This is a genomic window from Amycolatopsis magusensis (genome assembly GCF_017875555.1).
Taxonomy (GTDB): domain Bacteria; phylum Actinomycetota; class Actinomycetes; order Mycobacteriales; family Pseudonocardiaceae; genus Amycolatopsis; species Amycolatopsis magusensis.
The window spans coordinates 7,732,293-7,745,173 of sequence record NZ_JAGGMS010000001.1 but is presented as its reverse complement, the minus strand read 5'-3'; the positions used below and the strand labels follow the sequence as shown (position 1 = coordinate 7,745,173).

At 71.3% G+C, this 12,881-nt stretch carries 12 protein-coding genes; 7 read left to right on the top strand and 5 right to left on the bottom strand.

Features of this window, described 5'->3' with window-relative positions; translation table 11 throughout:
- Positions 1-100 precede the first annotated feature (100 nt).
- On the top strand, positions 101-301 hold the full coding sequence (locus JOM49_RS34510) for a hypothetical protein (RefSeq protein ID WP_209668342.1): 201 nt from the start codon (positions 101-103) through the stop codon (positions 299-301).
- 72 nt (positions 302-373) lie between these two features.
- Here the strand turns inward: JOM49_RS34510 and JOM49_RS34505 are convergent, their stop codons facing one another.
- Positions 374-1,285: a S8 family serine peptidase gene (locus tag JOM49_RS34505; RefSeq protein ID WP_209668341.1), complete on the bottom strand. Its 912-nt coding sequence runs from the start codon at positions 1,283-1,285 to the stop codon at positions 374-376.
- A gap of 313 nt (positions 1,286-1,598) precedes the next feature.
- On the opposite strand from JOM49_RS34505, the gene JOM49_RS34500 reads away from it, so the two are divergent.
- Both JOM49_RS34500 and JOM49_RS34495 read left to right on the top strand, forming a co-directional pair.
- Complete coding sequence (locus JOM49_RS34500; RefSeq protein WP_209668340.1) at positions 1,599-2,648, top strand: hypothetical protein; 1,050 nt, start codon at positions 1,599-1,601, stop codon at positions 2,646-2,648.
- Between the two features lie 33 nt (positions 2,649-2,681).
- Positions 2,682-3,131, top strand: coding sequence for a hypothetical protein (locus JOM49_RS34495; protein ID WP_209668339.1), 450 nt, complete (start codon positions 2,682-2,684; stop codon positions 3,129-3,131).
- A gap of 14 nt (positions 3,132-3,145) precedes the next feature.
- Here JOM49_RS34495 and JOM49_RS34490 read toward each other — a convergent pair whose 3' ends face one another.
- Positions 3,146-4,105, bottom strand: a complete 960-nt coding sequence (locus JOM49_RS34490; protein WP_209668338.1) for a GlxA family transcriptional regulator — start codon at positions 4,103-4,105, stop codon at positions 3,146-3,148.
- Positions 4,106-4,231: 126 nt separating this feature from the next.
- Here JOM49_RS34490 and JOM49_RS34485 point away from each other — a divergent pair, with 126 nt between their 5' ends.
- Positions 4,232-4,879, top strand: coding sequence for an isochorismatase family protein (locus tag JOM49_RS34485; RefSeq protein ID WP_209668337.1), 648 nt, complete (start codon positions 4,232-4,234; stop codon positions 4,877-4,879).
- Positions 4,880-5,088: 209 nt separating this feature from the next.
- The gene (locus tag JOM49_RS34480; protein WP_209668336.1) at positions 5,089-6,648 is read left to right on the top strand and encodes an alpha/beta hydrolase; all 1,560 of its coding nucleotides are present in this window, start codon (positions 5,089-5,091) and stop codon (positions 6,646-6,648) included.
- A 37-nt stretch (positions 6,649-6,685) separates the two neighbouring features.
- Here JOM49_RS34480 and JOM49_RS34475 read toward each other — a convergent pair whose 3' ends face one another.
- Both JOM49_RS34475 and JOM49_RS34470 read right to left on the bottom strand, forming a co-directional pair.
- Positions 6,686-7,336 carry an NADPH-dependent F420 reductase gene (locus tag JOM49_RS34475; RefSeq protein ID WP_209668335.1) on the bottom strand — a complete coding sequence of 217 codons (651 nt, stop codon included), beginning with the start codon at positions 7,334-7,336 and terminating at the stop codon, positions 6,686-6,688.
- Positions 7,333-8,370, bottom strand: coding sequence for an LLM class flavin-dependent oxidoreductase (locus JOM49_RS34470; RefSeq protein WP_209668334.1), 1,038 nt, complete (start codon positions 8,368-8,370; stop codon positions 7,333-7,335). Before JOM49_RS34470 ends, JOM49_RS34475 begins: the two co-directional genes overlap by 4 nt.
- A 112-nt stretch (positions 8,371-8,482) precedes the next feature.
- On the opposite strand from JOM49_RS34470, the gene JOM49_RS34465 reads away from it, so the two are divergent.
- Positions 8,483-8,947: a MarR family winged helix-turn-helix transcriptional regulator gene (locus JOM49_RS34465; RefSeq protein ID WP_209668333.1), complete on the top strand. Its 465-nt coding sequence runs from the start codon at positions 8,483-8,485 to the stop codon at positions 8,945-8,947.
- Positions 8,948-8,997: 50 nt separating this feature from the next.
- Positions 8,998-11,757 (top strand): LuxR family transcriptional regulator, encoded by a 2,760-nt coding sequence (locus JOM49_RS34460; RefSeq protein WP_209668332.1) that lies wholly within the window; start codon positions 8,998-9,000, stop codon positions 11,755-11,757.
- A gap of 7 nt (positions 11,758-11,764) precedes the next feature.
- Here JOM49_RS34460 and JOM49_RS34455 read toward each other — a convergent pair whose 3' ends face one another.
- Positions 11,765-12,718, bottom strand: coding sequence for a DUF5996 family protein (locus tag JOM49_RS34455; RefSeq protein WP_209668331.1), 954 nt, complete (start codon positions 12,716-12,718; stop codon positions 11,765-11,767).
- Positions 12,719-12,881: the final 163 nt, after the last annotated feature.

Here is a 12,881-nt window from a genome sequence, read left to right as displayed (position 1 = left end):
TGGCGAACGGTGATCGCGTGCGTCCGTCCTCCACCGCATCGAGGCCCGCATCGAAAGCGGCCTCACCAAGTTCTCGCAACTGAACGAACAACTCGACACCATGGACATCCCCGAAGGACTCGGCGATGTCGCGGCACACCAGCGAGCCACGCTCGACTACGGCATCGCCTCGCTCCGATTCGCGCTCGACTGGTTCCGCGACTACGCCGACCGCCACGGAGTTGAGGCGAACCAGAGCACGCAAGCCCAGAGCGACGCAATCATCGGGCGTGGGACGTGCGCCAATCGCCCGGCACCGTAGACCGGTTACCTGGGGTCCGGTCTGGTTGGGCGGAGGCGGGCACCAGGCATCGCACCGGGCTTGCGGGCGGTGTCAGGGGCCGACGTAGAGCATCCGGTTGGGTGCACCGTTCAGCGGGGCCGGGTTGAGCGCGCCGGGTGTGGCGTGGTCGATCAAGGCGCGCTGGACCTGGGCCGGGGTCCACGACGGGTGCTCGGAGAGCACGAGCACGGCGGCACCGGCTGCCACGCCGGCTTCGTTGGTCGCGAGGTTGTACTCGTCGCTGCCGCTCCCGATGGCCATGTCGGAGAAGGGGGCGTAGAGGTCGATTCCGGGGCCTTGGCGGGAGACGAAGAAGTTGATCAGGCTGCTCGAGGCCACGGTGATCGCCTCCGGCACCCGGCCCGGTGAGATCCGCGTCGGGTCCCGGTCACCGGTGACGTGGTCCTGTATGCCGGAGGTGGTGACCAGTGTGACCCCGCTGCGGATCAGGCGGAGTGCGGCCTCGTCCACGGCGGGGTCGGCATTGTGGGAAATGTTGAGCACCGCGACGGCCGGTTTGATGGCGTTCGCGCTGACCCAGTCCAGCCCCTGGATGAGCCGTTCCGAGGTGGTGGTGTGGCTGCAGGCGGTGACCCGTACGCCGGTGATGCGCACTTCCTTGGCCACCCCGTGCCGGGTGCCGCCGACCACGCTGGCCAGGCCGGTGCCCGGGTTGTCCATCGGCTGGCAAGCCGGGGCGCCGGTGAAGTCCGGGCCGTTGGCCGCCCGTCCGCCGAAGGTGGTGTGCGTGGTCGCGATCAGGTCGCCGAGCACGTAGGCGTGCACTTCGCTGCCGGTGGTGCGCCACGAGTAGGTGCCCGACCGGCCGTGGTCACGCTGGTCGATGCGGTCCAGTCCGGGTGGCGGATCGAGTTGCGTGCCACCGGCCGCCGCGCCGGCGGGCGCGGTGGCGGCGAGCACAGTCGCCGTGATCAGTCCGAGAATGGTTGCTGCCGTGCGCATGGAACTCCTCGACTTCGCCGCGGGACCCGCCTGGACCGATCGATTACAGGGGCAGCGGCGCGGGCGAGCAAGCCTCTTCAACAGCCGGTGAATCCCCTGCCCCGGAGTCCGCCGGCCCGACACTGCTGCAACCGCCGGACTTGGCGGAGCCGGATCAGGTATTTCCGATCCAGAGAGCAGCTAGGACTTTTGCGGGGTGAACGACCCACACGATTCCGGCTGCGTCGTCACTACCGTCAACTTGTGGGTGGGTGCGGGTGAAAGCGACCGTCGTAGTGCCACCCGGTTCCGGTCGAGGGAGGACGTCATGAGCTTGGACAGACGGCAGTTGTTGCGTGGTTTGCTCGCGGCCGGAGTCGCGGCCGTGCCGATCAGCGCATTGGCCGGCTCCGCGCGCGGAGCCGAGGCGGTTGGCGGCGCTTTGCTCGAGGATTTCCACCTGGCTCTGCTGGATGTGCAGAACCACGTCATCGAGACCTATTGGACGGGGCACATAAAGCTGGAAAAGGACCAGAACGGGAAGGACAGATTCGTCTTCGGTGCGCCGCTTTCGGCGTTCCCGACCGGTGGCTGGGCGCCGCTGGAGTGCAAGTTCCGCAAGATCGGCGGCGTTCCCGCGTTCCTGGTCTGCGGAGGAGACGAGGAAGACGGACGGGTGACGATCCATCGCACCAGCGACTCGGCGGCACTCGGCTGGACGACCGGGCTCAAGAACTTCCCGCACTCCCTGGAATATCTCCCGACGGCGGATGCCGTCATCGTGGTGGGCACGGCGGGACTGGACGACCAGGACCCCGGGCCGCCGGGGGAGCGAACCGGCGGCAGCTTCCTGCTGTTCCAGGCCCCCACCGCGGAACGTCCCGGCCCGCTCGTCAAGATCAGCGGCCCCCACGCCTTCCGTGAGGCGCACGGCGTCGTCCTGGACCAGAACAACGACAGGCTCCTGTGGATCTACGGAGGGAACAAGATCCTCGCCTACGAGGTCAGCGGGCAGGGGACGGGTACCACGCTCACCTACCTGGAGCACCGCAGCCTGACGAACAACAAGTTCGAAAACGGGCACGACCTCCAGCCCGACCTGGCCGAAACCCAGTACCTGTGGGCGACCGGCAGCAAATCCCAGTTCAGGATCAACAAGTCCGGGGGAGGGCGGCCGCGGATCGATTGGGAATACCCCACGCCCAAGGTGAAGTCCTTTTCCAAGCACCGCTCGGGCCGCGGTATCTACACCGCCGACACCCTGGGGAACAAGTACGGCAGCTCGTGGGTCGATTTCGTGTGGCCGAACCAGCCGGTCGAAGCGAAACCGGTCGGCGAGCAGAAGGAAAAGTGGATCTACAAAGCCCGGCTCACCGACATCTGATCCGGTAGGGCGGGCTCGAGGAAAGGAAAATCCGTGGCAACTCGTCCGAGCAGAACCATCACCGCTGTCATCGCCGGCACCGCGCTCTCCCTGGCCGCGACCCCGGCGGCGGCACGCCCCGACCATTGGGACAACGGTTACGTCCCGTACCCCAACGGCCGCGTGGCTGACACCGACCAGAGTTTCGCGGCGGTCGCTGCGGTGGGGGTGGAGTGGGAGGGCTACGAGGTGAGTCTCTCAGGCACTGTGTGGGACCGCGCCGCCGACGGCTACGGCGTGCGGATGGAGGTGGGTTACCACTGGCAGAACGGTTCCGCCTGGGAGTGGACCACCCGCATCCTCGGCAAGGCCGAGGGCGGCAACGGGGATTCCAAGACCAGCAGCGCGCATTCGAAGGCCGGGGTGAACATCAAGGGACTCAAGGTCCGGGCCTGCACCGTCGACAGCGGTAACCAGGTGGTGCAGTGCAGCCCGTGGGCTTGACCGGCCGGTAGCGGTCAGCTGCTGACCAGGCCGGCGAATCGCTGCCGATAGGACGTCGGCGTGGTCGCGTACGCCCTGACGAAGTTCTGCCGGAAGGTGACGACGCTGTCGTAGCCACACGTCTCGGCGATGCGGGCGACGGTCCACGCGGTCACTTCGAGCAGTCTGCGTGCCTCGTCGAGCCTGCGGGCGGTGACCCAGCGCGCCGGGCTGCTCCCGGTCGTCTCGCGGAACCGCCGGACGAAGTTCCTGGTGCTCATCCGCGCGTGGCCGGCCAGGTCTTCCACCGAGAGCGGGAGGTGGAGGTTGGCAGCCGCCCATTCCAGGGTGGTGCCGATCGGGTCGGTCGCGCCGACGTGCTCGGCCACCGGGCGCTCGATGTACTGGGCCTGGTCGCCCTCCCGGTGCGGTGCGATGACCAGGTGCCGTGCCACCGTCGTCGCCGCGGCGGCCCCGAGGCGCTGCCGGACGAGGTGCAGGCAGGCGTCGAGCGCGGACGCCGTGCCGGCGGAGGTGAGCACGTCGCCGTGGTCGACGTAGAGAGCGGAGGATTGCACCGCGACCTCCGGATGACCGGCGGCGAGTCGCGCCGCGGCTGCCCAGTGGGTCACCGCGCTCCGCCCATCGAGCAGCCCGGCGCTCGCCACCGGGAAGGCGCCCAGGCACAGGCCCACCACACCGGCGCCGCGCCCGTGCGCGGCCCGGACCACCTCGACCAGTTCTTCCCGCGGCGGCGGAAGATCCGCGGGCCACGAGGGGAACACGACCAGATCGGCCGCGTTCGCGACCGCAGGGGAGCCGAGCCCGTCGACCACGAGGCCCTCGGACGTGCGGATCGACCGCCCGTCCGCGCTCCACACGGTGGTGCTCCAGTCCGTGGCGAGCCCCTGACGGGACACTTCGTCGAAAACGAGGAGTGGGGCGGCGAGGTGGAACGTGGTGATGCCGTGGAAGGCGTGGACAGCGATCTTCATACTTGGCGCGATCCCATCGATAGTTGACTTGTGCGCCACTCACGCTAGCCCGCCGCGCCCTGCCACGGTGGACCCGTTCAAGGCGGTCCGCGTGACCGCACCCCTCCCGGAACGGAGATCGGCACCTTGGAAACCCAGCCCCGCCGCGCCCTCGTTGTCGTCGACGCGCAGCTCGAGTACTTCGACGAGGACCGGCCGCTCGCCGTGCAGTACCCGCCCCGGGACGAGTCCCGCGCGAATCTCGTCGAGGCGATCGATGTCGCGATCCGCAACGACGTTCCCGTTGTGACGGTGCGCCACGAACTTCCCCAGGACGCCCCGGTCTTCGCGGCCGGCTCCGAGGCGGCCGCGGTCCACCCCGCGGTGTTGGAGCGTGCCACTGGAAAAGGCACGGAAATCGTCAAGCGCTTCTCGAGCGTTTTCGCGGACACCGGGCTCACCGAGTGGCTGCGAGCACACCAGATCGACACGATCACACTGGTCGGCTACATGACGAACAACTGCGTCCTCGCCACCGCCGCCTCCGCCGAGCCGCTCGGCTTCACCGTCGAGGTGTTGAGGGACGCGACAGGCGCCGTGCACCTTTCCAACGAAGCAGGCTCCGTCTCGGCACGACAGGTCCACGACACCCTGATGGTGCTGCTCCACTCGAACTTCGCCGCGGTCGCCACCACCGGCGACTGGACGTCGGCGGTGTCCGGTGCCCGCGCGCTGCCGAAGAACGACCTGGGCAACTCGGCGATCCAGGGCAGGAGCGCGCAGAGCGGCCGGTGACTTCGCCGGTCGAGCCGGGCAAGGTGGCTTACGCACGCATCAGGCCGTGGGCGGAGGGGGCGGAGGACAGCGGCAACCCCGGGTGGTTTCACGCCTGCCTTAAACGCGCTGGAAAACCGGGAACGAACCAATGGATCGGCGGATGCGCGGACGGGCCGCCCGGGTGTTGTCGCTACAGTCCCCCGGGTCCGATCGAACTGGGGGTTCGAATGAGGAAATTGCTCACCATCGGCCTGACCGCACTGCTCACCATGGGCACCGCGGCGGCCGTCAGCACACCGTCCCACGCCACTGGGCAGCTCGATTTCGGGGCCTGCCCGGCGGATGTCGCCCAGGTGTACCCGGCGCTGAAATGTGCGACGGTCAGCGTCCCGCTCGACTATTCGCGGCCCTTCGGCGCGCGGATGGACGTGCTCGTTTCGAAACACGCCAGCACCGATCCGGCGAAACGGCGCGGCGTGTTGTTCGTCAACCCCGGCGGCCCGGCGGGTTCCGCGGTGATGCAGGCGGGCAAACTGTCCACTCCGGACGCGACCGGGCACACCCGGCTGCCCCGGGAAGTGCTCGAGGCCTACGACATCGTCGGCCTCGACTCCCGCGGCACCGGCCACAGCCAGCCGCTCAGCTGCGTCGGCGAGGACTACTGGCGCCAGCTGCAGCCCGATCCGGACCGCCCCGAGGAGCGGGACAAGAGCTGGGAGCGCTGGAAGGCCTTCGCCCGCTCGTGTGCGGAGAAGAACGGCGAGCAGCTGAAGCACACCGGCAGCCGCAACGTGATCCAGGACATGGACCGCGTGCGCACGCTGCTCGGTGAGGAGAAGATCAGCTACCTGGGGTACTCCTACGGCACCTACCTCGGCAGCGCGTATGCCGAGCGGTACCCGGACCGGGTGGACCGGATGGTGCTCGACAGCTCGATGAATCCGGTGGAACCGCAGCTGTGGTACCACAATTCGACCGGTCAGGTCGCCGCGGGAGTCGCCCGCGAACACGCCTACCTGAGCTGGATCGCCCAGTACGACAACGTGTTCCACCTCGGCAAGACCCACGACGAGGTGAACGCGGCCTGGCAGAAGCTGCTCGGCGACTTCCGGAAGGCGCCGCGCGGGCCGCTGAAGAACGTCGGCGCGGTGGAGCTGATGGACGTCTACATCGCCAACCTGTCCCACGAGCTCTACTGGGAACCGCTCGCGAAGGCGATGGCCGACTACGTGCTGCGCGGTGACGATCGTGCCGTGCTGGACTGGGCGACCCCATCGGGTGGCGCGGCGGTGGAAAGCTCCATCGCGGGCATGATCTCGATCGCCTGCGTCGACTCCGACGCGCCGACGGACCGGACCAGGATCGAACGCGACTTCGGCGAGCTGGCCAAGACCAGCGATTTCGCCTGGTACAACGTGTCGATTCCGTCGGCCTGCGCCAACTGGCCGGTGCACGACCAGCGCATCGTGCCGTCGGGGCGGAACCTGCCGCCGATCCTGCTCTTCGGTGTCGAAGGGGACTCCGCGACGCCGTACGCGAACACCGTCGCGATGCACGAGCAGTTGCCCGGTTCGGTGCTGGTGACCGAGCGCGGCGCGGGCACGCACTGCCTGTTCGGCAGCCACCCGTCGATGATCAACTGGGAGGCCCAGCGGATCGGCAAGGAGTACCTCGTCGACGGCGTGCTCCCGAACGCCGACCTCGACATCGCGCCCCACCCCCTGCCGGTGCCCACGGCGGGAACCGCGGCGGCCGCGCGTCCGGCCGTCATCTCGCAGCACTCGTGACACCCGCTGACCCGTCCCCGTTCACACCGGGGGCGGGTCAGCCGCGTGCGGAGCCGGCGAACCGGTCGAGCCTCGCGCGGACCTCGGCGGCGTCGACGTTCGCGCCGAACAACTCGGTGCCGGGCTCGAAGCGGACGCCTTCGGCGAGCGGGCCCGCGCGGACGGGGTCGAAGCCGAGTGCGTCGACGAACTCCGCGACCGCGGTGACGTCGGCGTCGTCGTCGCCCGCGATGGCGAGCGCCTTGCGCCCGGGTGCCCCGGCCGGGCGGGCTCCGTCCTCGAGATCGTGGTAGCCCATGTGGTTGAACGCCTTGACCACCCGGGCGCCGGACAGGAAAGCCTGCACGATCTCGCTGGAGGAGGTACGCGGGTCGGTGAGGTCGTCGCGGATGCCGTCGGTTTCCCACCAGTAGTTCATCGCGTCGACGACGAGCTTGCCGTGCAACGCGTCGGCGGGGAGGGTGCGGTACTTGCCGAGCGGGAGGGCGAGGACGACGATGTCCGCCCGCGCGGCCGCCTCGGCGGCGGTCGTGGCGACCGCGCCGGGTGTGACGACCTGCACGATGAGCGCGATCTTCGCCGGGTCGCCGGAACCGGCGACGAGCACCCGGTACCCCGCGGCCACGGCGAGCCGGGCGAGCACGGTGCCGACCTTGCCCGCCCCCAGGATCGCGACGGTGGTGCTCATTTCGCCTCGGCGAGTAGGTCGCGGACCATGGGAATGACCTGGGTGCCGTACAGCTCGACGGCCCGCAGGCGGGCGCTCATCGGCTGCGAACCCGTGGCGTAGACCAGGTCGAACCGGCCGGCGTCGAGCGTGCGGACGGTGCGGGCGATCTTGCGCGCCACGGTTTCCGGCGAGCCGACGTACAGCGAGCCGTGGTCGAGGTCGGCTTCGTACTCCTCCCGGCGAAGCGGTGGCCAGCCGCGCTGCTCGCCGATGCGGTCGCGGATCACCTTGTACCGCGGGTAGTGGACTTCCCTGGCCTGCTCGTCGGTGTCGGCGATGAAGCCGGGGGAGTGCACGCCGATCGGCCACGCGGGGGTGGCGAGCTGCTCGGTGGCGCGGTGGTAGAGGTCGACGAGCGGGCGGAACCGCGCGGGCGGGCCGCCGATGATGGCGAGCATGAGCGGCAGGCCGTGGCGGGCGGTGCGCAGGACCGACTGCGGTGAACCACCGACCCCGACCCAGGTGGCCAGGCGCCCGGAGTCGGTCTTCGGGTACACGTCGGCGTTCTCGAGCGGGGCGCGCACGGTGCCGGACCAGGTGACCGGCTTCTCGTCGAGGAGCCGGACGAACAGGTCGAGCTTCTCCTCGAAGAGCACCTCGTAGTCGGCCAGGTCGTAGCCGAACAGGGGGAACGACTCGGTGAACGAACCGCGCCCGAGGATCACCTCGGCGCGGCCGGAGGAGAGCGCGTCGAGGGTGGCGAAGCGCTGGAAGACCCGCACGGGGTCGTCGGAGCTGAGCACGGTGACGCCGGAACCGAGGCGGATGCGGGAGGTGCGCCCGGCGATGCCGGCGAGGACCGTTTCGGGCGTGGAGATCGCGTACTCGGGCCGGTGGTGCTCGCCGAGGGCGATGGCGTCGACGCCGATCTCGTCGGCGAGGACGGCCTCGGTGACGACCTGGCGGATCGCCTCGGCGTGGGAGACGGGGACGCCGGCGTCGTCTTCGGGTACGTCGCCGAAGTTGTCGAGGCCGAACACGAGGTCACTCATCGGGTTGCTCCTGAACTGGGAAGGACGGTCGTCAGGATCGTCGCGCTTTGTTGACGCGTCTACATATATCAGGTTTTCGTGACGCGTCAACAAAGCTGCTAGGCTCGGGCGCATGGGTGAGGCGCGCTGGCTCGACGAGCGGGAAGCACTCGTGTGGCGCGGGATCATCGGCGTGCTGCACCGGGTGACCGCGGTGATGGAGCGACGGCTGGTCGAATCGGCGGGGCTGTCCGGTGCGGAGTACACGCTGCTGGTGCCGCTGTCGGAGGCGCCGGACGGGTTGCTGCGGGCGCGGGAGCTCGGCCGGATGGTCGGCTGGGAACGCAGCCGCGTCTCCCACCAGGTCATCCGGATGGAGAAGCGCGGCCTGGTCGCCCGCGAGGAGTGCGACGAGGACGCGCGCGGATCGATGGTCCGGCTCACCGACGCGGGTCGCGCGGCCATCGTCGCGGCCGCTCCCGCGCACGTCGCCGCCGTCCGGCAGCACTTCTTCAGCGCGCTTACCGACGCCGAGCTCGAGGTCATCGGACCCGCGCTGGAACGGGTCCTCGACCGGCTTCCCGACGACGACGGATGACCCGCCCGGCCGCACCACCGCGGCCGGGCGCGAGGATCAGGGGTGCAGACATGGAGCTGTTCGGGCGACGTGCCGAGATCGCGGCCCTGGAGCGGCTGCTGGACCGGGCGGCGGCCGGCGCGGGTTCCGGGCTCGTGGTGTGGGGCGAGCCGGGTATCGGCAAGACGGCCCTGCTGGACCACGCCGCCGGGATGGCGTCCGGGGCGACGGTGCTGCGGTGCCGGGGCACCCGGATGGAGGCGGGGCTCGCGTTCGCGGCGTTGCACGAACTGCTGTGGCCCGTGGTGGACCGGCTGGACACGCTCCCCGCGCCGCAGGCCGCGGCGTTGCGCGGGGCGCTGGGGCTCAGCTCGGACACGGCGAACCGGTTCCTCCTCGGCGCGGCCGTGCTGTCGCTGATCAGCGGGCTGGCCCGGGAGCGGCCGGTGCTCGTCGTGGTGGACGACGCCCAGTGGGTCGACGAGGCGACCGCGCAGTGCCTCGGTTTCCTCGCGCGCCGGGTGACGACGGAGCCGGTCCTGCTGCTCACCGGGCACGAGAACCCCGCGCCGGGACCGTGGGAGGGGTTGCCGTCGATGGAGGTCGCGGGCCTGGCCGACGAGGACGCACGACGCCTGGTCGACGCCGTCGCGCCGAGCGCCGATAGGGCGCTGGTCGACCACGCGGTCCGGGCGGCGGGCGGCAACCCGCTGGCGCTGCACGAACTGCCCACCCTCGAACGCGAGACCGACGGCGCGCTGGCCCCGCTCCTGTCCGGCGAGCCGATGCCGGTCGGACCACGGCTGCGGCAGGCGTTCTGCACCCGGGTCGAGGCCCTGAAACCGGCGACCCGGTCACTGCTGCTGCTGGCCGCTGCCGAGGACCGAGGTGACCGCCACCTCCTGCACCGGGCCGGAGCCGGCTGGGGCGTCGACAGCTCCACCTGGGAGGAGGCTCTGCGCGCCGGCCTGCTGCGTGCCTCGGGGGCCCGGTTGGAGTTCCGGCATCCGCTCGTCCGGGCGGCGGTCTACGACGGCGCCCCCTTCCTGGACCGGCAGGCCGCGCACCGGGCGCTGGCCGCCGCTCTGCCCGCGAACGCCACCGAGGAACGGGCCTGGCACCTGGCCGCGGCCGCCGACGGGCCGGACGAGGACGTCGCCGCCCTGCTGGAGCAGGCCGCGGAACAGTGCCTGCGACGCAGCGCGGGCCCGACGGCGGCTCGCGCCCTGCGCCGGGCGGCGGAGCTGTCGCCGGTCCCGGCTGCGGCCGCACGCCGGTTGGCCGGTGCCGCCCGCGCCGCGTGGGACTCCGGCGATGCCGAGGCGGCACGGCAACTGCTCGAGGAGGCGGAACGCTGCGACGGGGTGGAGTCCGTCGCCCGGCTGAGCGGCGGGCTGCGCGGGATCCTCGAATTCGCCTACGGCATGCCCGAGCGCGCCCAGCACTACCTGGTCTCCGACCTGGCCGTGGTGCCCAAGGCCCGCCGCGCGGTGGAGCTGGGCACGGTGGCGGTCCGCGCCGCGTGGTCGGCCGGTCGGCCCGACCTGCAGCAGCAGGCGCTGCGGCGGGTGCGGGCCGTGCACACCGGCGCCGACCCGGCCCTGTCGGAACTGCTGCCCGTGCTGCGGAACTGGTGGTCCTGCTACGACCAGACCGGTGAGGCCGCCCCGGCCACCCCGGACCTGGCAGGCGACACGGTCGATCGGCTCGGCACCGCCGCGTGGGAACTGCTCCCGCCCGTGCCGCTGGTCCAGGCTTGGGGCGTCGAAGGCGGGCTGCTCGACGTGCTGCGTGTGCAGGCCGCCCAGCTTCGGCGCCGGCACGAACTCCCCGCGCTGGCGCTGGTCCTGGCCCAGATCGCGGTCCTCGACACCACCGCGGGCCGGTGGAGCGCCGCCGAAGCCGCGGCGGCCGAGGCACTGCGGCTGGCCGAGGAGGTCGGGGCCGACCACGTCGCCACGCAGAGCCGCGCCTGCCTCAGCGTCCTGGCCGCCGCCCGTGGTGAGGTGCGCGCCGTCGACGAACTCACCACCCGGATCCTGCGGGTTTCGGTTCCGCGCGGGGTGCGGGCGCTCAGCGCTTCGGCGTACTGGCAACGCGGCCGGGCGGCGTTGTTCGACGGCCGTCCGCAGGAGGCACTGCACGACCTGCGGTGCCTCGTCGAGCCCGGTCACGAGGCCGCGCACCCCACCTTCGCGCTGTTCGCCGCCGTGGACACCGTCGAAGCGGCGGTTCAGGTCGGCAGCCGCGACGGCGTCGAGCTGCCGGTCGAAATGGTGGAGCAGTGGGCGCGGCGAACCGGCGCGACCTGGGCGCGGCTGGCCGCTCACCGGCTCCGGGCACTCGTCCGGAGTGGACCGACGGCCGAGGACTCGTTCCGGGCCGCGCTGGCCGTCGAAGGAGCGGGGAGTCACCCGTTCGAGCTGGCCCGCACGCGGCTGGCGTACGGGGAGTGGCTGCGCCGCGCCCGCCGCCGGGCCGACGCCCGGCTCCAGCTCGCCGGCGCGGCCGCGATCTTCGACCGCCTGGGTGCGCGACCCCTGCGGGCGCGGGCGGAGCGCGAGCAGGCCCTCACCGAACGCCGGGCCGCTCCCCGCGTGGCCGCTCCACCGACCGCGGCCGGGTTGACCGCGCAGGAACTGCGGGTGGCGCGGCTGGCCGCGGACCGGCTGACCAACCGGGAGATCGCGGCACAGCTGCTGATCAGCCCGCGCACGGTCGGCCACCACCTGGCCAACGTCTACGCCAAGCTCGGCATCGCCTCCCGCACCGAGCTGGCCGGGATCGACTTCGACGGCGACCTGCGGCTCCGGCCGCCGGAGACCGGCTGAGCCGGGTTCAGCCGCTGCTCCGGGGCGCCGCGGTCCCGTGCCACCGGAAGGGGTTGTCCTCCAGCGCGGCGCGGTCCCAGTTCCCGAGGTCCGCGGCGGCTTCGTAGGTGGCGTGGAGGAACTCGGCGACCGCACGGTCGGGGTTGGGGGCGGCGCGGGCGACCTCGTAGGGCAGCAGGAACTGCTGGAACTCGGGGCTGTAGAACGCGCCTTCGGGGCCGGCGGGCTGCTCGGCGAACCCTTCGGGGGCGGGGTAGGCGTAGGCGTAGAACGCGCCTTCCTCACCGCCGCCGGGCCAGAACCCGCAGCTGGACAGCTCCCGGGAGTAGCCCTCGACCATCACCCAGTCCCCGCAGTTCGGCGCGCCGCCGGGGTGCGGCGGAGCCGGCCGCCCGGAGAAGCGGGTGCAGGCGAGGTCCATCGCGCCCCAGAAGAAGTGCACCGGGCTGACCTTGCCGACGAAGTGCGAGCGGAATTCGCCGATCACCCGGTTCGCCTGCAGCAGCTGCCGCCAGAACAGGGTGGCCGCTTCCCCGTCGTAGGAGGCGTGGACGTGGTCCTCGGCGAAGGGGATCGCCGGGTCCACCTCGTTGGGGTGCGGCCGGATCGGCGCCTCGACGCCGAGTTCGCCGAGCACGTGGAGGATCCGGCGGTAGAACTCGGCGACCGGCATCGGCCGCAGCGGGAAGCCCCGCACGCCGCCGTCGCTGCTGCGCACTTCGAGCCGGTGGGCGAGGAAGTCGAACTCGATCTCGAAGGCCCCGGCGCGGTGCGGGATGGCCGACGTGGTCAGCCCGCGCGGGCTGACGTACAGGGTCACCTGCCACCAGTGGTTGACCAGCGGGGTGTGGGCCATGCGGATCTTGCCCACGATCTGGGTCCACATGTGCAGGGTGTCGCGGGTGGGGGTCCAGTCCGAAACCCGCAGGCTCGGCCAGTTCGTCGTCGCGGGGTCGGTCATCGGCGCTCACTTCGTCGGTTCACGCGTCCAGTGTCCGCCCCCGGGGCCGCCGCCGAATCGGTCGGTCAATCGGTCGTTCGCCGCGAAGCCCCGGTCTGCCGGCCGGAAAGGCCTCGGCAACGGCGCGGGCCGCTGTTTCGATGGGATCTGGCCGAACAGCCGT

What these genes read in the sequence shown, in the direction of transcription:
- JOM49_RS34510 (WP_209668342.1), top strand. Translation starts at nt 101, where the DNA reads ATGGACATCCCCGAAGGACTCGGCGATGTCGCGGCACACCAGCGAGCC.
- JOM49_RS34505 (WP_209668341.1), bottom strand. Translation starts at nt 1,285, where the DNA reads ATGCGCACGGCAGCAACCATTCTCGGACTGATCACGGCGACTGTGCTC.
- JOM49_RS34490 (WP_209668338.1), bottom strand. Translation starts at nt 4,105, where the DNA reads ATGAAGATCGCTGTCCACGCCTTCCACGGCATCACCACGTTCCACCTC.
- JOM49_RS34480 (WP_209668336.1), top strand. Translation starts at nt 5,089, where the DNA reads ATGAGGAAATTGCTCACCATCGGCCTGACCGCACTGCTCACCATGGGC.
- JOM49_RS34475 (WP_209668335.1), bottom strand. Translation starts at nt 7,336, where the DNA reads ATGAGCACCACCGTCGCGATCCTGGGGGCGGGCAAGGTCGGCACCGTG.
- JOM49_RS34470 (WP_209668334.1), bottom strand. Translation starts at nt 8,370, where the DNA reads ATGAGTGACCTCGTGTTCGGCCTCGACAACTTCGGCGACGTACCCGAA.
- JOM49_RS34465 (WP_209668333.1), top strand. Translation starts at nt 8,483, where the DNA reads ATGGGTGAGGCGCGCTGGCTCGACGAGCGGGAAGCACTCGTGTGGCGC.
- JOM49_RS34460 (WP_209668332.1), top strand. Translation starts at nt 8,998, where the DNA reads ATGGAGCTGTTCGGGCGACGTGCCGAGATCGCGGCCCTGGAGCGGCTG.
- JOM49_RS34455 (WP_209668331.1), bottom strand. Translation starts at nt 12,718, where the DNA reads ATGACCGACCCCGCGACGACGAACTGGCCGAGCCTGCGGGTTTCGGAC.